Annotated in this window: 17 protein-coding genes; 7 read left to right on the plus strand and 10 right to left on the minus strand. The window is 69.2% G+C overall.

Features of this window, described 5'->3' with window-relative positions:
- Positions 1–60: 60 nt before the first annotated feature.
- Positions 61–363 (plus strand): DUF2218 domain-containing protein, encoded by a 303-nt coding sequence (locus SK571_RS01345; protein WP_093597188.1) that lies wholly within the window; start codon positions 61–63, stop codon positions 361–363.
- Here the strand turns inward: SK571_RS01345 and SK571_RS01350 are convergent.
- Positions 346–939, minus strand: a complete 594-nt coding sequence (locus tag SK571_RS01350; RefSeq protein WP_319982172.1) for a LysE family translocator — start codon at positions 937–939, stop codon at positions 346–348. The genes SK571_RS01345 and SK571_RS01350 overlap by 18 nt on opposite strands.
- A 60-nt stretch (positions 940–999) precedes the next feature.
- On the opposite strand from SK571_RS01350, the gene SK571_RS01355 reads away from it, so the two are divergent.
- Positions 1,000–1,506: an Lrp/AsnC family transcriptional regulator gene (locus SK571_RS01355; protein WP_319982173.1), complete on the plus strand. Its 507-nt coding sequence runs from the start codon at positions 1,000–1,002 to the stop codon at positions 1,504–1,506.
- Here SK571_RS01355 and SK571_RS01360 read toward each other — a convergent pair.
- From SK571_RS01360 to pyk, 3 genes are all read right to left on the minus strand, one after another.
- Positions 1,503–2,036: a Uma2 family endonuclease gene (locus SK571_RS01360; protein ID WP_319982174.1), complete on the minus strand. Its 534-nt coding sequence runs from the start codon at positions 2,034–2,036 to the stop codon at positions 1,503–1,505. The genes SK571_RS01355 and SK571_RS01360 overlap by 4 nt on opposite strands.
- Positions 2,037–2,093: 57 nt before the next feature.
- Positions 2,094–3,005, minus strand: coding sequence for an acyl-CoA thioesterase II (gene tesB, locus SK571_RS01365; protein ID WP_319982175.1), 912 nt, complete (start codon positions 3,003–3,005; stop codon positions 2,094–2,096).
- A 108-nt stretch (positions 3,006–3,113) separates the two neighbouring features.
- On the minus strand, positions 3,114–4,538 hold the full coding sequence (pyk, locus tag SK571_RS01370; RefSeq protein ID WP_319982176.1) for a pyruvate kinase: 1,425 nt from the start codon (positions 4,536–4,538) through the stop codon (positions 3,114–3,116).
- 64 nt (positions 4,539–4,602) lie between these two features.
- Between pyk and SK571_RS01375 the strand changes: the two genes are divergently transcribed.
- Positions 4,603–4,947 carry a VanZ family protein gene (locus tag SK571_RS01375; RefSeq protein WP_319982177.1) on the plus strand — a complete coding sequence of 115 codons (345 nt, stop codon included), beginning with the start codon at positions 4,603–4,605 and terminating at the stop codon, positions 4,945–4,947.
- On the opposite strand, the gene SK571_RS01380 is transcribed toward SK571_RS01375, so the two are convergent.
- Positions 4,895–5,542, minus strand: coding sequence for a DUF2461 domain-containing protein (locus SK571_RS01380; RefSeq protein ID WP_319982178.1), 648 nt, complete (start codon positions 5,540–5,542; stop codon positions 4,895–4,897). The two genes, SK571_RS01375 and SK571_RS01380, sit on opposite strands and share 53 nt — an antisense overlap.
- A gap of 75 nt (positions 5,543–5,617) precedes the next feature.
- On the opposite strand from SK571_RS01380, the gene SK571_RS01385 reads away from it, so the two are divergent.
- Together SK571_RS01385 and SK571_RS01390 are read left to right on the plus strand one after the other, a co-directional pair.
- On the plus strand, positions 5,618–7,537 hold the full coding sequence (locus SK571_RS01385) for a helicase-associated domain-containing protein (RefSeq protein WP_319982179.1): 1,920 nt from the start codon (positions 5,618–5,620) through the stop codon (positions 7,535–7,537).
- A 52-nt stretch (positions 7,538–7,589) separates the two neighbouring features.
- Entirely contained in the window at positions 7,590–10,454 is a 2,865-nt protein-coding gene (locus SK571_RS01390; RefSeq protein ID WP_319982180.1) for an NACHT domain-containing protein, read from the plus strand.
- Here the strand turns inward: SK571_RS01390 and SK571_RS01395 are convergent.
- Both SK571_RS01395 and SK571_RS01400 read right to left on the minus strand, forming a co-directional pair.
- Positions 10,444–11,256: a DNA/RNA non-specific endonuclease gene (locus tag SK571_RS01395; RefSeq protein ID WP_319982181.1), complete on the minus strand. Its 813-nt coding sequence runs from the start codon at positions 11,254–11,256 to the stop codon at positions 10,444–10,446. The genes SK571_RS01390 and SK571_RS01395 overlap by 11 nt on opposite strands.
- 84 nt (positions 11,257–11,340) lie before the next feature.
- A complete protein-coding gene (locus tag SK571_RS01400) occupies positions 11,341–11,790 on the minus strand; it encodes a COG4315 family predicted lipoprotein (RefSeq protein WP_319982182.1) in 450 nt (149 codons plus the stop codon).
- A 164-nt stretch (positions 11,791–11,954) separates the two neighbouring features.
- Here SK571_RS01400 and SK571_RS01405 point away from each other — a divergent pair, with 164 nt between their 5' ends.
- Positions 11,955–13,187, plus strand: coding sequence for a CHRD domain-containing protein (locus tag SK571_RS01405; protein WP_319982183.1), 1,233 nt, complete (start codon positions 11,955–11,957; stop codon positions 13,185–13,187).
- 47 nt (positions 13,188–13,234) lie between these two features.
- On the opposite strand, the gene SK571_RS01410 is transcribed toward SK571_RS01405, so the two are convergent.
- Genes SK571_RS01410 through SK571_RS01420 form a run of 3 tightly spaced genes read right to left on the minus strand, consistent with a single transcriptional unit; the run spans position 13,235 to position 15,524 of the window.
- A complete protein-coding gene (locus SK571_RS01410; RefSeq protein WP_319982184.1) occupies positions 13,235–14,563 on the minus strand; it encodes a SulP family inorganic anion transporter in 1,329 nt (442 codons plus the stop codon).
- Positions 14,564–14,575: 12 nt separating this feature from the next.
- Entirely contained in the window at positions 14,576–15,148 is a 573-nt protein-coding gene (locus SK571_RS01415) for a carbonic anhydrase (protein ID WP_319982185.1), read from the minus strand.
- A 58-nt stretch (positions 15,149–15,206) separates the two neighbouring features.
- A complete protein-coding gene (locus tag SK571_RS01420; RefSeq protein ID WP_319982186.1) occupies positions 15,207–15,524 on the minus strand; it encodes a hypothetical protein in 318 nt (105 codons plus the stop codon).
- A gap of 249 nt (positions 15,525–15,773) precedes the next feature.
- Here SK571_RS01420 and SK571_RS01425 point away from each other — a divergent pair, with 249 nt between their 5' ends.
- The gene (locus tag SK571_RS01425) at positions 15,774–17,963 is read left to right on the plus strand and encodes a toll/interleukin-1 receptor domain-containing protein (protein WP_319982187.1); all 2,190 of its coding nucleotides are present in this window, start codon (positions 15,774–15,776) and stop codon (positions 17,961–17,963) included.
- Positions 17,964–18,088 lie beyond the last annotated feature (125 nt).

The following is an 18,088-nucleotide window of genomic DNA, read 5'->3' on the forward strand; positions in this document are numbered from 1 at the left end:
CGTTTTGGCAGGTGAACCGCGTCACGTGCCGGTACGTATTGCTAGGCGTAAGTTGGCTTCATGACGGAATTCACGAGCGTGGGACGCTCGGCGACCGACCGTGCCCCCAGGTACGGATCGCAGCTGGTGAAGCACTTCACGGCCAAGGACCTCGAAGGGTCCTGGGAGGACACCCGCGGCTTCGTCCGCTTCTCCGCCGGCCTCGCGGAGTTCGAGGCCTCGGACGACGCGCTGATCATGCGCGTGGTGTGCACGTCGGAGGAGGACGTGGCACGCCTGCGCGACGTCGTCGAACGGCACCTGGTCCGCTTCGGAACGCGTGACGAACTGTCCGTCACGTGGGACTCAGGTAGCGAGAACTGACGCCGCCAACCCGATGAGAGCGGTCCCACAGACCCGCTCGAACACCGCGCGGGACCTGGGCCGGCTCAGCAGCCTGCCCAGCTGACGCGCGGAAGGCACCACGATGACCCAGAACACCGCGAACACGCCGACCGTGACCGCGCTCAGCATCGCCGCCTGCGGGAGGGGCGCGGCGTTCGGGTCCATCGCCTGCGGGATGAGGCTCAGGAACGTGAGCATCACCTTGGGGTTCAACAGATCGCACAACATGCCGCGCAGGAACACGTTCTTCTGCCGCGGCTGACTCTCGATCGGCTTGCTCGCGGACCTCAGCGTCATGAAACCGACGTAGGCGAGGTACACCGCGCCGACCGCCTTCACGACGAACAACGCCGTCGGCGCCGCCGCCACGAGCGCGGACAACCCGACCGTCGCGAGCGTCCCGTGGATCAGCAGCCCGGTGAGCACACCGAGCGCCGCCTCGACGCCCTTTTTGAAGCTCCGGACCGCGTTCCCCATGACCAGTACGAAGTCGGGACCGGGCACGACCGTGATCACCACGAGTGCCAGCAGGAACGACGTCCACGCGATGTGCATGGCGCAGATCGTCGACGGTTCGTTCGTGTGAGTTCCAGCAGGTCAGTACGATGTTCGGTTATGCGCGAACAAGCCGAACTCGATTCGGTCGACTGGCACATCCTGGAGGAGTTGCAGAACGACGCGACCCTGCCGAACCGCGCGCTGGCGGAGATCGTCGGACTGGCGCCTTCGTCGTGTCTGCAACGGGTGCGGCGGCTGCGCGATCTGGGTGTGATCACGGGGTGCCACGCCGTGGTCGACCCCGCGACCACCGGACTGCCTTTGGAAGCCGTCATCTCGGTGAACGTGCGGCCGCACACCCGGACCGTGGTGGCCGGGTTCCGGGCGTTCGTCATGGCTCAGCCGGAGACGCGGTCGATCTTCCACGTGTCCGGGCAGGCCGATTTCCTGATCCACATCGCCGTCGCCGATTCCACGCACCTGCAGGCGTTCCTGATGGACAAGATCGCTTCGCGGACGGAGGTGCGGAACCTGACCAGTTCGGTGGTGCTGGAGCGGGTGGAGACCCGTGCGCTGACGCCGCCGGCGAACCTGCGGCCCACGCACAGGCGCCGCAAGGCTTAGCGGATCAACTCGTCCAGGTTCAGCGTCATAGGCGACGGGTTCGCGACGTCGAGCGTTCCAGTGCCACCCTCCGCGAGTTCGTACCGGCCATCCGCGAGGGAGTACGCGGCCATGGTCGCCGAACCGTCGAGAGCGACGATCCAGTAGTGCGGAATTCCGGCTGCCGCGTACTCGCGCAGCTTGATCCGGAGATCGACGTCCTCAGACTCCTCCGACATGATCTCGACCACGAGCGTCACGTCCGCAGCGCCGAACCGGGTGACCTCATCCCGGAAAGCCTGGACCGACGCCACCACAACGTCCGGCTTGCGCATCAACGGCCAACTGCCGTCCTTGAGCAGAACGTCGAACGAGTGCACGACGTCCAGCCCGGCCGGTAGCTGCTCGTACAGCTGATTCGTGAGCATCATCAGTGCTCGCTGATGCTTTGGAGTGCGCGGCGGCATCTCCACCAGTTCGCCGTCAACCAGCTCGTGCCGCCTGCAGTCGTCCTCGGACAGGGCGTCGTAACCGGCCAGCGTCGTGATCACCACTGGATCATCGACGCGCCGCGAGTCGTCCTTGATCCCTCGACCAGGGGTGCGAACTCACTCACCGTCGGGTGAAGACTTGATCACCCGGATCAGCCCTTCCTGCACCACGGTCGCCACCAGCTGCCCGTCCCGCGTGAAGAACCGCCCGGTGGCCAGCCCTCGGTTCCCGGACGCGGAAGGCGAAGACGTGTCGTACAACAGCCATTCGTCGGCCCGGAAAGGCCGGTGGAACCACATGGCGTGGTCCAAAGAGGCCCCCAGCACCTTGTCCAGTCCCCAATAAACGCCGTGCTTGGCCAGGACGCCGTCCAGAAGCGTCATGTCCGAGGCGTAGGTCATGATGCAGAGCTGCAGCATCGGGTCGTCCGGCAGCTTGCCGTCCGCCTTCATCCACACCCGCGACGCCGCCTCGCCCGGACCGTCCTCTCGGGACTCCCACGGCGGCTCGGTCACGTACCGGACGTCGATGGGGCGCGGGAACTTCAGGTTCACCAGCGGGTAGCTCTTGGCGGACTCGGTCCACGTCGGCAGCGACTCGGGGTCCGGTACCTCGGGCATCTCGGAGGTGTGCTCGACGCCCTGTTCCTCGACCTGGAACGAGGCGGACAGGGCGAAGATCGCCTTGCCGTGCTGCACCGCCACGACGCGGCGGGTGGTGAACGAGCGGCCGTCGCGGATGCGGTCCACCTCGTACACGATCGGCACGCGCGGGTCGCCTGGCCTGATGAAGTACGAGTGCAGCGAGTGCACCCGGCGTTCCACCGGGACGGTGCGGCCGGCGGCCACCAGGGCCTGGCCCGCCACCTGGCCGCCGAAGACGCGCACGGGTGACTCCGCGGGAGAGACACCGCGGAAGATGTTCTCCTCGATGCGTTCCAGGTCGAGCAACGCGACCAGGTCGTCCACTGCGGATTGTCCGCTCAGGCCCGACGGGCTCGTAGCAGCGGCACGGGCGGCCTCAGTCACAGCAGAACTCCTAGCGTCTCAGCAAGGCACCGGCCCCGCTCCCTCACAACCAGTATGAGGGCGCGGGGCCGGCATCACGACGTACCCGGCTGAGAGCCGGAACACTCGTCAGGCGTGGTCGTCCTCGCCCAGGCGGTGCACCCGGATGAGGTTGGTCGAACCGATGGTGCCGGGAGGCGATCCGGCGACGACGACCATGAGGTCACCGGCCTGGTAGCGGCCGATCTCGATCATGGCGACGTCGACCTGGCGGACCATCTCGTCGGTGGACTCGACGCGCGGCACCAGGAACGTCTCGGTGCCCCACGTCAGCGACAGCTGCGAGCGCACGGCCGGCTCCGGCGTGAACGCCAGCAGCGGCAGGTGCGTGTGCAGGCGGGCCAGACGGCGGACCGTGTCGCCGGACTGCGTGAACGCGACCAGGGCCTTCGCGTTGAGGCGCTCGCCGATGTCGCGGGCCGCGTACGAGATCACGCCGCGCTTGGTGCGCGGGACGTGGGTCAGCGGCGGCACGACGACCGACTCGGTCTCGACGGCCTCGATGATGCGGCCCATGGTCTGCACGGACTCGATGGCGTAGCGGCCGACCGAGGTCTCGCCGGACAGCATCAGGGCGTCCGCGCCGTCGAGCACCGCGTTCGCGACGTCGGACGTCTCGGCGCGGGTCGGGCGGGAGTTGGTGATCATCGAGTCGAGCATCTGGGTCGCGACGATGACCGGCTTGGCGTTCTCGCGGGCGATCTGGATCGCGCGCTTCTGCACCAGCGGGACGTGCTCCAGCGGCAGCTCGACGCCCAGGTCACCGCGGGCGACCATGACGCCGTCGAAGGCGAGGACGATGGCCTCGAGGTTGTCCACGGCCTCCGGCTTCTCGATCTTCGCGATCACCGGGAGGCGCTTGCTGCCCGAGCGGTCCATGATCTGGTGGACCAGGTCGATGTCCGCGGGCGAGCGCACGAAGGACAGCGCGATGAAGTCCACGCCCAGCGAGAGCGCGAACTCGAGGTCCTCGATGTCCTTCTCCGACAGCGCCGGCACGGAGACGTCCATGCCGGGCAGCGAGAGGCCCTTGTTGTTGCTGACGGGTCCGCCCTCGGTCACCTCGCAGACGACGTCGGAACCTTCGACGTCGACGACCACGAGTGCGACCTTGCCGTCGTCCACGAGCATGCGGTCGCCGACCTTGGCGTCCTTCGCGAGCTCCTTGTACGTCGTCGACACGCGGTCGTGCGTGCCCTCGACGTCCTCGACGGTGATGCGGACGACGTCGCCGTTGTTCCAGTCCACCGGACCCGCGGCGAAGCGGCCGAGGCGGATCTTGGGGCCCTGGAGGTCGGCGAGGATGCCCACGGCGCGGCCGGACTCGTCGGCTGCCGCGCGGACCATGTCGTAAACCTGCTTGTGGTCGGCATGGCTGCCGTGGCTGAAGTTCATCCTGGCCACGTCCATACCGGCCGCTACCAGGTCACGGACCTTTTCCGGCGTGCCAGTGGCGGGACCGAGGGTACAGACGATCTTTGCGCGTCGACTCACGTGTAGAGAGAGTAGACCCCGTTCCTGGACCGATCCCGAACTACTCCTCGGTAATGTTCTGACAATGGGTCGAGTACTTCCGTTCGTGATCGCGGTGTCGCTCAGCGTCGTCGTGTTGTTCACCCCCGAGTCAGGTGTGCCGAGCTCTCCGCCCGGTACGGACAAGGTGGTCCACACGCTGCTGTTCGCCCTGCTCGCGTTCACCGGCCTGTACGCGAAGGTTCCTCACATTCTGCTCGCTCTAGTGGCCTACGCAGGCGTTTCGGAAGTGCTCCAGCAGGTCATCACGCCACTGCACCGCAGCGGCGACGTGCTGGACGCCCTGGTGGACGTGCTCGGGATCGGTCTCGGCTGGGCTATCGCCTCGGCTGTTCGCTCACGCCGACGTGGTCCTCGCACCACGCGTTGAACTCCTTGAGCTGCCTCCACGACTTGCGCACCCGGTCGAGGCAGCCAGGCTCGTGCAGCACGTCGTCCGGCTCCCACACCTTGCGCACGTAGATCGACCGGTGCCGGAGCAGGTCGAGGTGCGGGTGGTCGTCGGCGAACCCGCGCGGCTTCGACTTCATCACGTCACCGGCGAGCTGCCAGTCCTGCTCGAGCAGCTTGTCGACGATCTTGCGCAGCAGGACGCCGTGCGCGTCCACTGAGGCGCGGTAGCGGGCGAGCTGGTCGGACTGCATGTGGAACGAGCCACCGCCGGTCATCAGGCCCTCGGGGCTGAGCTGCACGTAGTACGCGCCACCGCCGCGGCCCTTCTCGATCACGGCGCCGCAGTGGTCCTTGTACGGCGTCTTGTCCTTGGCGAACCGCACGTCGCGGTACGGGCGGAAGATCTTGCCCTCGCCGAACTCCTTCTCGAGCGCGAGCATCAGCGCCTCCATCGGGGCGCGCACGTCGCGCAGGTAGGTCTCCTTGTTGTCGTCCCAGTACGCCTTCGAGTTGTCGAGGACCAGGCCGTCGTAGAAGTCAATGGCGTACTCGCCGAAACCGTCGAACGTCACCGAGTCAGCCTAGGCGGATCGCCCATGAGCGTGAAAATTCGTTTGAGGACACACAATCAGGCCATAATCCGGTGAATGCCCCGCCGTATCAACGCGCTCGCGACCTGGCTCCTCCAACTCGGGCCGGACGAGGTGGCCGCGATACTCGTGCACCGTCGTGACATCGCCGACCGCTACATCCGGACGTTGAAGGACCTGGCGACGCAGCTGACCGACTCCGAGTCGGTGCACGCGGCCGAGGACACGCTGGACCAGGGCGCGCTCGACGTGCTCGGCGCGATCGTGGCGCAGAACAACACCGGAACGGTCGACACGGTGTGCGCCGAGCTGCGGTGCTCGGCCGGCGACTTCGAGCGGGCGTTCGGTGAGCTGAAGCAACGGGCGCTGGCCTGGCCGGAGGGGCCGCGGCTCGTCGCGGTGAACTCCGTGCGGGCGAACGGCGCGGCGCAGGGGCAGCTGACGTTGCGGCCGAGGACTCCCGGCAGGCGCAGGGCGTCCGAGATCTCACCGATCGTCGCCGCTATGTCCACTGTGGACGGAGTCGCGCGGCTGCTGGCGCACTGCGAGCAGGACACGTTCGACGCTCGCTACACCGGTGGCGTCGCGACCGTGGAGATCCGCCGGGTCGCCAGAGCCCTGCGGGTCGCGGACGGCGTGCTGCGGCTGTGGCTGGAGCTCGCGACCGAGGCCCAGCTGGTCGGGGTGGAACGGTCCCGGCTGCTGCCGACCAAGCAGGGCGACGCGTGGCTCGGCTCGCACCCGGGAGCACGGCTCTCGGCGCTGGTCGCGGCCTGGCGGCGGATGGACTGGCGGCCGGAGCCGGACCTGGCGCGGGCGGCGTTGCGGGACTACACCGGTGCCGCCGGACTGGTGCTGCGCCGCGGTGCGCTGGAGCGGTTCTCGGCGCAGGAGGCCTTCACGAACATCGGCGAACTGGTCGAGGACCTGGCCTGGGAACGCCCTGCCGTGCACGACCCCAGGGCGACGGCGGCGGTGATCGGCGAGATGGAGTCGCTGGGCCTGGTGGCCGGTGGCGCGCTCACGCCGCTGGGGGCGGCGGTGCTGCACGACGGTGACGTCGACGCCGCCGCGGACGCGTTGATGCCACCGGCGACGGAGAAGGCCGCGTTCCAGACGGACATGACCGCGGTCGTGAACGGACTGCCGTCGCCGGAGCTGAGCGCGACGCTGAACCTGGTGGCGGACCTGGAGGACAACGACGCGGCACGGGTGTGGCGGCTGTCCGCCGGTTCGGTGCGGCGCGCGCTGGATTCGGGTCTGTCGGCCGACGAGGTGCTCGCACGGCTGAAAGCCGTGTCGGAGGCCGCGCTGCCGCAGGTGATCGAGTACCAGGTGCGGGACGTGGCGCGACGGCACGGGCAGCTCACCGTGACGGACGTGGCGAGCTGCGTGCGGGCCTCGGATCCCCTGCTGCTGCAGGAGATCGTGAAGTCGAAGCGGCTCGGGTCGCTGAAGCTGCGGTTCCTCGCGCCGACGGTGCTGGCGTCGGACCGGCCGATGACGCAGACGCTCGCGGCGTTACGCCGGTGCGGGTACGCGCCGACGGGGCTGGACGCGGGCGAGAGGTCCGTGGTGGAGACCGTCGAACGGCTGCGGGCGCCGGCCAGGGGCGAGCGCCGCCCGGAGCGGTCGTGGCGCACCGAGATGGACGACCTGGAGCTGACCCAGCTCGCGGTCAGGCTGGTCGAGCAGGAACGGCCGAGCGCGGGCCGGGGCACGCCGCGGGCCAACGCCGCGCGGATGCTGCGCGACCAGAACGTCTTCCTGCGCGACGAGGAGGTCGTGCTGCTGTCGTCGGCGCTGGTCGACGGGAGCCGCGTCGAGATCAAGTACGCGAGCGGGCCGCGCCGGACCGAGACGCACGTGATCGTGCCGGCCAAGCACCTCGAAGGTGTGCTGACCGCGGACTGCGACGACGGCACGAGCCGGGAGTTCGCCATCGGGCACGTCCGCAAGGTCGCGCTGCCGGAGTGAACAGCTGGTGAAGTCCGCTCGGCTCCGGTGATCACGTGCTGATACTGGAAATGTGGCCGACCCGTTCTCCGCCGGACTGCTGATGGTGCTCGAGACCGTGCTGGAGCGAGTGCTGCTCGGTCTCTTCGAAGTCGTGCACAAGGGCGCCAAGGACAAGAAGCGCCGGCGCGAGCTGACCAGGCCGGGACCGTTGGTCGAACGGGTCAGCGCGGAGCTCGCGCGCGGTGAGCTGAGCACGGTCGAGGAACACGAGTGGCGGGCCGCGGTGGACGCGGTGCGGGAGTCCATCGAGGCGTCGCTGCCGTTGCGTCCGGAAGAGGCGCTGCGGATCATGCTGACGCCCGAGTCGCTGCGCGCCCACGTGATGGCGAGGTCGGCGGCGATCCGGCGGGCGGCGGGGCTGTCCGACCAGGCGACGGCGGTCTACGACGCGTTGCTGCTGCGGGTGTGCGTCGCGATCGTGGAGCTGGTGTGGTCGCAGCCGGAGTACGCGCGGCGGCTCGCGGTCGAGATGTTCCGGATGGGCAGGGCGACCGCGGATGCCGTGGCGCGGCTCGCGGACCAGCAGCAACTGGCGCTCACGTCGTCGCACCGCGACTTCGAGGACCGCTACGCCGAGCAGGTCGCGCACGCTCTGGGCGGGCTGGAGCTGTTCGCGGTGTCGCGTGGCCGGGCACCGCGCAGGCAGTCGTTCGACACCTCGTACGTGTCGCTGGCGGTCGCGCGGGTCGGCGACACCGACGAACTGACCGGGGCCGGGCTGCCGGTGGCGGCGGCGCTCGCGGACACGCCTCGGGTGCTGATCAGGGGCGGTGCGGGCGCGGGCAAGACGACGTTCCTGCGCTGGCTCGCGATGAACGCCCTGGGCGAGACGCGGACCTCGGGCAACGAGTGGCTCGGACTGGTGCCGTTCTTCGTGCCGCTGCGGCAGTACACGACGTTGCCGAAGCCGGAGGAGTTCATCTCGTCGACGGCCTCGATGATCGAGGAGGAGAAGCCGTCCGGCTGGGTCACCGCGCGGCTCAGGGAAGGACGCGCGCTCGTCCTGGTCGACGGCGTGGACGAGCTGGTGTGGGAACGCCGGGCCGAGGCCCGGCTGTGGCTGGAGAAGCTGGTCAACGCCTATCCGCAGGCCCGGTACGCGATCACGACCCGCCCGGCCGCGGTGCCGGAGGACTGGCTGGAGGACCTGGACTTCGCCGCGTTCGACCTGTTGCCGTTGAGCGACAAGGGTGTGCGCGACTTCGTGGAGGCCTGGCACACCGCCGCCCGCGACGAGCCGGGGCTCTCCCGTGACGCGCGGGTGTGGCTGACCGAGTGCGAGGCACGGCTGGTGGCGACACTCGTGAAACGGCCCGACCTGCGCCGGCTCGCGTCGAGTCCGTTGCTGGCGGGGCTGTTGTGCGCGTTGCACCAGGACCGGAACATGCACCTGCCACGCGATCGGCGGTCGCTGTACGAGGCCGCGCTGGACCTGCTGCTGGTGCGGTGGGACGAGGACCGCGGGCTCGCGCTGCCGTCGTTCTCCAAGGAGGAGCAACTCGTTCTGCTGCAACGCTTCGCGTACTCGCTGGTGCGCAACCGGGAGTTGATGGTGCCGCGCGAGGAGGCCGTGCACCGGCTCGGGAACGCGATGCGCGGGCTGCGGTCGCACGACATCGACCCGGACGAGGCGATGCAGCGGTTGCTCGAACGGGCCGGGCTGCTGCGGGAGGTGTCCCCGGAGCGCGTGCAGTTCGTGCACCGGACGTTCCGGGACTACCTGGCGGCCAAGGAGGTCGTGGACGCCGGTGACCTGAACCTGTTGGTGGACAGGGCACATCTGGACGAGTGGCACGACGTCGTGGTGATGGCGGTCGCGCACGCCCGTCCGCGGGAACGGGCCCGCGTGCTGATGGACCTGCTGGCGGGCAACGACGACACCCGCAAGGACGAGCGCGGGCGGGACAAGCTGCGGCTGCTCGCGCTGGCGTGCCTCGACCAGGCCGACGTGATCGAACCGGAGACCGCGCGGGCACAGGTGACGGCCGCGGCCTCCTCGCTGATCCCGCCGAAGAGCTTCGCGCACGCCGACGCGTTGTCCGAGGCGGGGTCGTTCGTGGTCGACCTCCTGCCGGGCCCCGAGGCGTCCGAAGAGGCCGCGTACATCGTGCGGACGCTGGCCAACATCGGTGGCGAGGGCGCGTGGGAGCGGATCGCGGAGTTCGTCGCCGTGGACCACGCGATGGTCATCGACGAGCTGCTGCGGGCGTGGCGGAACACACCGGACGCGGAGAAGTACGCCAGGTCCGTGCTGTCCAAAGTGGACTTCGGCGACCGGCGGGTGGACGTCCGCGGCTGGCACCGGATCCAGTTCATCATGCACCTGGAGAAGCTGCGGTACGTGCGGTGCATCGGCAACATCAACCCGCTCGACCCGCTGGGCGCCATGCCCTCGCTGCACCGGCTGGAGTTGTGGCAGAACGAGGTCATGCGCGACCTCTCGCCGCTGGGCCCGTCGGCGTCGCTGAAGGAGCTGCACCTGAGCCGGTGCCGTCCGCTCGGCCGGATCGACCTGGCGCCGGTGAAGGACCTGGACGAGCTGCACCTGCACTTCAGCCGCGTCGACCTCGCATCGCTGGACGGCGGTTCGCTGCGGCGGCTGCAGATCCGCGACTCGGGCACCGACGAGGGGCTGGGCGCGTTGCCGGCGTTGCCCGCGTTGCGGGAGCTGGCGATCGACCACCGCCCGCCCTACCCGCTGGCGGGGCTGGAGCGGTGGCCGACCATCACGACGCTGGAGGTGTTCGGATCACCGGCGGTGGACGACCTGCGTGCGCTGCCGGCGTTGGAACGCCTGGTGGTGCACCAGGCGGAGTCGCCCGCGCGCCTGGCAGAACTGCGTCAGGCCCTGCCCGGTCTGATCATCACCACCTGATGTCGGCGAGGCTGTCCAGCGGCTTGCGCTCGGTCTCGTCCAGCAGCTGCACGGACGCGGTGTCGGCGGCGTGCAGCTCGGCCGGGAAGGTGAGGCTCACGCGCTTCTCCAGCTCGGTCAGCGACACCTGGAACACCCGGAACTCGTCCAGGTCGAGGGCCTCGGCCAGCACGATGTTCTGGGTGAGCAGGAACGCGCTGCAGCGCAGCTCGCCGTCCACGACGAACGCGATCGCCTTGTAGAACTCGCGCGGGATCGCGACGCCGCGGAACACCCTGTCGTCGGCGTTGAAGACCGGGCCGCCGTAGACGCTGACCTTGAGGTTGTCGACGTCGACGTCCGCGAGCACCGCGTCCTCGAGCCTGCCCCAGAGCCCTTCCTTGGTGCTCTGGTTGAAGTCGTCCATCTGCGGCGTGATGTTCGTGAAGAAGAACGAGTCCCTGTTCGCCTTCTGCGCCTCGGCCTTCGGGCCCCAGCACAGGTCGGCGCGACGGGCGAGGTGGCCGCGGTCGAGCCGGTTGTCGCGGTAGAGCTCGTCGCCGGTCTGGAACGCGGCCGGGATGCGCGGATCCTTGACGAACGGGATGTTGTTGCGGCTCAGCGCCTTCATCTCGCCACCGTCGATGTTCCACGCGACCCAGCTCGCGAACTTGCGGGACTTGCTCATCGCGAGCGAGAAGTGCGTGTAGTCGATCGTGGTCGAACCGTCGAGCTCGACCGCGTCGGCCGCTCCCGAGTCGGTGAGGACGGGGATCCCGGCAGCGGTGCCGAGGAACTTCGCGTCGAAGCCTGCGCTGGTCATGTGTCGCCCCCTACTGGTTCATCTGCAGGGTCGACATCTCCCACACGGCCGTTAGCCGGATACACCCGAACGGCCCAGTGTTCATCAGCTCTTCTTGACGAGTTTCCCGTCCGCGGCGATCGCGAACCACTCGTCGTCGACGCCCTGGCCGTTCACGTCGCCCGCGACCTGGTCTCCCACGTAGTAATAGAGCGGCCACTCCCCGTACACGGCCTGCGAGCTCTCGACGATCAGGGCGACGAGCTTGCTGTCAGCGCCGTCCTTCGCATCCACTGTGGACTCCGCGGTCAGTGCCGGCCAGACGGCCACGCAGTCGGTGTCGCACGCGCTGGACTTGTCCTTGTCCTTGGTGAAGCCGTAGAGCGTGCGTCCCATTTGGTCGACCAGGATCGGCCCCAGCTCGGACTGCGCGATCTTCACCTCGGCCTTCGCGGGAACCTCCTGCGGCGCACCTCGTTGTGGCGCCTCGTTTCCGCAGGCGGCCAGCACGGCGAGAAGGGCCAGCACCAGCAGAATTCCCATACGTGCACGCATCTTCGTCTCCTAGCGGGTGTGTCCTGTTCCGACGATGACACGTGGTGAGACGTCGTTCGGTTCATCGGAAAGATCCTTGAACCGAATCCGATCGACGTCCGTGTTGGTCATGTCGGGTCCGCCAGACCCCCCGACTCCCACTGCGGAGCCTTGGAGCAAATCCCATGTCTGTCAACAAAACCGTCGCCGCCGCATGCCTTCTGGGCGCCACGCTCGGACTCGCCGTGGTGACGCCGGCGTCCGCCGCCCAGGACGCCGTGACCGTGAAGATCACGAACACCGCCGGGTACGAGGCCAGCCTCTGCGCCGCGGACCAGCTGGAAGGCCGTTGCCTCGACAGCGCGAAGAAGGGCGAGACGCGCACCTTCACGGTGAAGCCCGGCCGCGGCCGGATCGAGGTCCGCGTGGTCGTGAAGAACGGCGGCTCGGCACTGGAGACCTTCGCCGCCGACGGCCCCGCACTGACCATCGACGCGGGCGGTTCCGCGCAGCAGCCGACCGCCACGAAGGCCGGTGCGCAGGACCACGGCAACGGGCACGGCACGCCCTCTCCTGCGCCCGGCCAGACCCCGGACCAGCCGACGAAGCCCGCCACCGGCAAGCCCGTGTTCTTCACGGCCGAACTGGACGGCCGCCAGGAGGTCCCCACCCCCGGCGGTCCGGCCGTGGGTGACGAGGACGCCTCGGCGAAGGCGCTGGTCGAGGTGCGCGGCGACCGTGTGACGTTCGCGCTGGAGTGGAAGAAGACGTCCCAGCTCAGCCTCGGCCACATCCACCAGGGCGCGGCGGGCCAGAACGGCGCGGTGAAGGTCAACCTCTTCACCACCGCGATGCCCGAGACGCTGTCCTCGGCCGCCGGCCAGACCGTCGTCGACCCGAAGCTCGCCGAGGACATCCGGAAGAACCCGGCAGGCTTCTACGTGAACCTGCACAGCACCGAGAAGCCCGGCGGCGCCGTCCGCGGCCAGCTCACGCCGCTGGCCAGGCAGATCAACCCGCTCGACATCCTCAAGGGCGGCAAGCTCCGCGCGTTCTCCAACGGCCGCAACGAGGTCCCGGTGCAGGGCGGCCCGAAGGTCGGCGACCCGGACGGTCAGGCCGTCACGCTCGTGCGGCCCACCGCCACCGGCGTCGACTTCTCGCTGGCCTGGGTGAACGTGGACGCGGCGACGCTCGGCCACGTCCACCAGGGCGCGAAGGGCGTGAACGGCGCCGTGAAGATCACGTTCTTCGGCACCGCCGTCCCGAACGGCATCTTCGCGGTCTCGGGCACGGCCACCGCCGACAAGGCCACGCTGGACGCGCTTCGCCAGTCGCCCCAGGGCTTCTACTCCAACATCCACACGGCGGCGTTCCCCGGTGGTGCGGTGCGCGGGCAGTTCACCAGCCACAAGTGACCGGCTGAACGGGAGGCGCCGCGACCACGTGGTCGCGGCGCCTTCCGCTACCTGCCGACCAGTTCGACGGTCCTGCCCGCCCGCCGGGACTGGTCCACCCACTGGTCGATCGCCTGCCCGCAGGCCTGGTCGAGGTGCCGGACCCCGCTCAGGTCCATCCGGACGTGCTCCCGGTCCACGCGGTCGAGCTCGTCCAGCAGCACGGGCAGCCGCAGGAACGTCGCGTTGCCGCGCAACGCCACCCCCTCCGGCGTCACGACCACCGACAGCCTGGACACGTCCCACGCCGTCTTGATCACCGCGGCCAGCAGGCCCGCCACGGTGCCGGTGAGCAGATCGGTGCCCACGATGAGACCAGCGGTCAGGACGAAGACGAAGCTCTCGGCCTTGTCCGTGCGCCACGACGCGACCACCTCGCGCAGCCCGAGCAGCTTCCACCCGGCGTGCACCAGCACCGCCGCCAGCACGGCGACCGGGATCAGCGTCAGCAACCCCGGCAGCAGCACCACGAACAGCAGCAGCCAGAAGCCGTGCAGCACCCTGGACGCCTTCGTCCGGGCCCCGGCCGACACGTTGGCCGCGCTGCGCACGATCACGGCCGTCATGGGCAACGCACCGAGCAGGCCGCAGACCGTGTTGCCCACGCCCTGCGCGACCAGCTCCTTGTTGTACTGCGTGCGCGGGCCGTCGTGCATGCGGTCGACGGCGGCGGCGCTGAACATCGACTCGGCGGACGCGACGAGGGCGAAGACCACCGCCGTGCCGATGACCCCGGTGTTCAGCAACGAGAAGTCGGGCAGGTGCACGTCAGTCGACAACTCACCGACGGTGATCCGGTCCACCGGCGACCCGAAGACCGCCGCCAGCCCGGTGCAGACGACCACGCCGACCAGGATTCCCGGTACGACGCGCAACGGAGTCCGCTGCCACAGCAGCATGATCAGCACCGTGAGCAGGCCGAGCGCCAGCGCGACCGGGGACACGGTCAGGTGCCGGAGCTGACCGAAGATCAGCACCAGCCCGATGCCCGCGAGCATGCCCTGCACCACGGACGGGGAGATCGCGCGGAACCAGCGTCCGCACCTCGCTAAGCCCAGCACCACCTGCAACAGGCCTGCGCCGAGCACGATCACGCCCAGCGCAGCGATCCCGTGCCGGGAGACGGCATCCGCCACCAACACCGTCAGACCGGCGGCCGGCCCGCTCACCTGCATCGTGCTGCCGGGCAGCAGGCCGACGACGATGCCGCCGACCACGCCGGTCACGATGCCGAGTTCGGCCGGCACCCCGGACGCCACCGCCACGCCCACGCACAGCGGCAGCGCCACGAGGAACACGACAACCGACGCGCCGAGATCGGTCCAGTTCTTCTTCATCACGTCAGACCCCTACAGCGGAAGGAAAGCGTGCTCGGCACACGCGGAGACCTGGCCGGTCTCGATGTCGTAGAACCAGCCGTGGACGCGCAGCTCACCCGAGGCGACCTTGTCGGCCACGAACGGGTAGGCCAGCAGGACCTCCAGCTGGGCGCGCACGTGGTCCTGCCCCTCCGCGCGCATCGCGGGGTCCGACGACTTGCGCGGCCGTCCGGGACGCAGCCAGCCGCGCATGGCGGGCAGGTGGTCGATGCCGCCGCCGTGCAACGCGCCGACCGCACCGCAGTGCGAGTGGCCGCAGACGACGATCTCGCTGACGCCGAGTTGCAGCACGGCGAACTCGATCGTGGCCATCTCACTGGTGGGCGCGGTCAGCGAATAGGGCGGGATCACGTTGCCCGCGGTCCGGAGTTCGAACAACGAACCGGGCTCGGCGCCCGTGATCGCGGCCGTCACGATGCGCGAATCAGCACACGTGATGAACATCGTGGTGGGTTGCTGACCTGCGGCGAGCTTGCGGCCGAGCGCGCGGGAACGCGATGCGGCGTGTGCGCGGGCATGCTGAACAAAGCGATGGAAGTCCATGGAGTCCCTCACTGCACAAGTGGAAGTGTTCGGTTTGTGATCGGGTAGTGGGGACCGATCAGTTGCGGAACACCTGCAGCGCAGGAGGTGTGCGCCAGACCACCATTGGTTCGGCGTTGGACACGAGTACGAGAACACCGGGAACGGCGCGCGGGGTGAACACCCTGAAGAAGGTCGGACCGGCCTCTTTGGACGTGCGGTCGACGGACGCGACCAGCAGGCGCAGGCGGCTCGGCTCGCGCTCCTCGCGGGGCGCTTCCTCCTTGGGGGCAGAGGTCTTCGACTTCGGCGGCGGCGCGCCGATCGACACGGTCGAGACGGCCGGGGTGAGCACGGCGCACAGGGCGACGACGACAGCGAGAAGAACACTGCGCATGCTTCACCCCCCGACCGAGTTGATCTACAGCTATCAGTTTCGCCCGAACTGGACAACCTTCGCGATATACGAGACTGACTTCGCCCGCATCACACAGAAGTTTCACCCGAAAGTGTTTCCGGTTTCACGGAAACGTATGTATGCACAGAGTGATCCTCGTGCGTTGTAGATGTGCCATTTAGTGGACAACCGGCCACCGATCCCTGCCAGATCTGCACAATCGGTGACCGAATGCCAAAGGAGGCCGTCGTGGCGAGGGTTTTCATCAGCCACGCGACGCAGAATGTGGCGATCGCGACACAGATCCGGGACTGGCTCGACCACGACCACGAAACTTTCCTGGAAGTTCACCCCGACGACGGGATTCAGGTGGGTGAGGCCTGGCGCGAGCGTTTGCACCTCGAACTGCGCAAGGCCGACGCCGTCGTGTGCGTCGTCAGCGAGGCATCGGTCGTGTCGAGCTGGTGCACCGCCGAGGTCGCCATCGCGGACGCGCTGGGATGCCTCCTGCTGCCGGTCCAGCTGGGCGGCGTCATCCACCCGTTGATCAGGCACCTCAACCACATCCCGCACGCCACCGCCCGCGAGCACCTGGAGAAGGCGCTGCGGCAGTTCGACGCCGGTGGCCGCAAGCTCGCGAAGGACCAGGAGCCGTTCCCCGGCCTGGACGCGTTCACCACGGCGTTGAGCGCGGTGTTCTTCGGCCGTGACGCCGAGACCCGCGCGCTCGCCCGCAGGGTGCGCCGTGCGCCCGGCCTGCTCGCCGTCGTCGGCCCGTCCGGCTGCGGCAAGTCGTCACTGGTCAGGGCCGGCCTGCTGGCCCAGCTGGCGGACGACCCGCGCTGGCTCGTCATGCCGCCGTGGCTACCGGGCAACGACCCGCTCGACGCGCTCGCCCGAGCGGTGCGCAAGACCGCCGAACGCGTCGGCCTGCGCTGGACGCTGACGGAGGCCAAGGACCGGCTCGTCCTCGACGGGCTGCGCGGTGTGGCCCAGGAGCTCGTGGACGAGGACCGCAGGCTGCTGATCACCATCGACCAGGCCGAGGAGCTCTTCACCCGTGCCGGCGAGAAGGACCGCCAGATCGTCGCGAGCCTGCTCAGGGAGGCGCTCGCGGACAACGTGCGGGTGATCGTCACGCTGCGGTCGGAGTTCCTGGACGATCTGCGGGCGTTGCCCGAACTGAGCGGTGTCCACCTCGGCGGTTACGTGCTGGCGCCGCTGGCGCGGGAAGTGCTCAACGTCGTGATCACCGGCCCCGCCCGCGTGGCCGGGCTCAAGGTGCACCCCGAACTCGTCGCGCGGCTGGTCGAGGACACGGCGAACGGAGAGGCGCTGCCGTTGCTCGCGTTCACGTTGCAGCAACTGGCGATGGGCGTGCCCCGCGGCGGCACGCTGTCCAGCGAACGGTACGAGCACCTCGGCGGCGTGCACGGCGCACTCGCCCGTCACGCCGACGACGTGCTCGACAGCGCCGTGGCGGAAACCGGGACGGGCAAGGAGGAACTGCTCGCCCGGCTCGCGTCCCTCGCCACGCTCGACCACACCGGCAGTCCGACCCGCAAGCGCGTCAGCCTGGCCCAGCTGGACTTCCACACCCGCGACGCGTTCGAGGTGTTCGTCCGGCACCGCCTGCTCACCGCGAGCGGCGACCAGCAGGGCCGCTGGATCGGTGTCGCGCACGAGGCGTTGTTCACCGAGTGGCTGCCGCTGCGCAGCGCGATCGACGAGCGCCAGATCGGCCTGCGCGCGGCCCAGTCCGTCGAGCTGGACGCGTCGCAGTGGATCGAGGGCGAGTGCGCCGACCACCTGCTGCTGAACGAGGACACGTTCGCCGCCATCTCGCCGCTGGTGGCCGACGACGACCTCTCCCCCGACGCCCTGGGGTTCCTCGCCATGAGCCGCGACCGGATCCACACGCTGCGGCACGAACGCCGGCGCGACCGCAGGCGCACGGTCAGCTGGCTGGCGGTGTTCCTCGTGGCCGCGGTCGGCGCGGCGGGACTCGCGGCAGTCCAGTGGCACAACGCGGGCGTCGACCGCGACAAGGCGACAGCACGCGCACTCGTCGCGCAGGCACAGGTCGCGCGCCCCTCCTCACCGCGGCTGGCACTGCGCCTCGGCTTGGCGGCGCACGCGGTGGCGCCGAGCCCGGACACGAACGCCGAACTGGCCACCACGTTGCTCAGTTCGTTCGGGGAGGCGTCGTCCGGCGGCCTGTTCGCCCGTGCCTGCGAGGTCGCGGACGGCGGCCTCAGCCCGCTCGAGTGGCGGAAGCACCTGCCGGAACTGGCCTACCGCGACACCTGCGGTGCTAGTAGAGCGTCGCGGCTAACTCTTGGATTAGTGACGAGCGGGAGGGACGCCGGCAGGTGGCCGGGCTTCGATCATGAAGATCGCGCTCTCATGGCTGTCACCTGCACGGTTGGCGGTACTTGAGGTGATCAGCAAACGATTGCGCCGGCAGTTTTCTGCCGCCAACTCGGCGGCAAATGTGCGTGAGAGCGCGACCATTCGGGGCTTTCGGTAACGAGCGACCACACCGCCCAGCCCTCTGCCCTGCT

It is taken from the genome of Lentzea kristufekii (genome assembly GCF_033949925.1).
Taxonomy (GTDB): domain Bacteria; phylum Actinomycetota; class Actinomycetes; order Mycobacteriales; family Pseudonocardiaceae; genus Lentzea; species Lentzea kristufekii.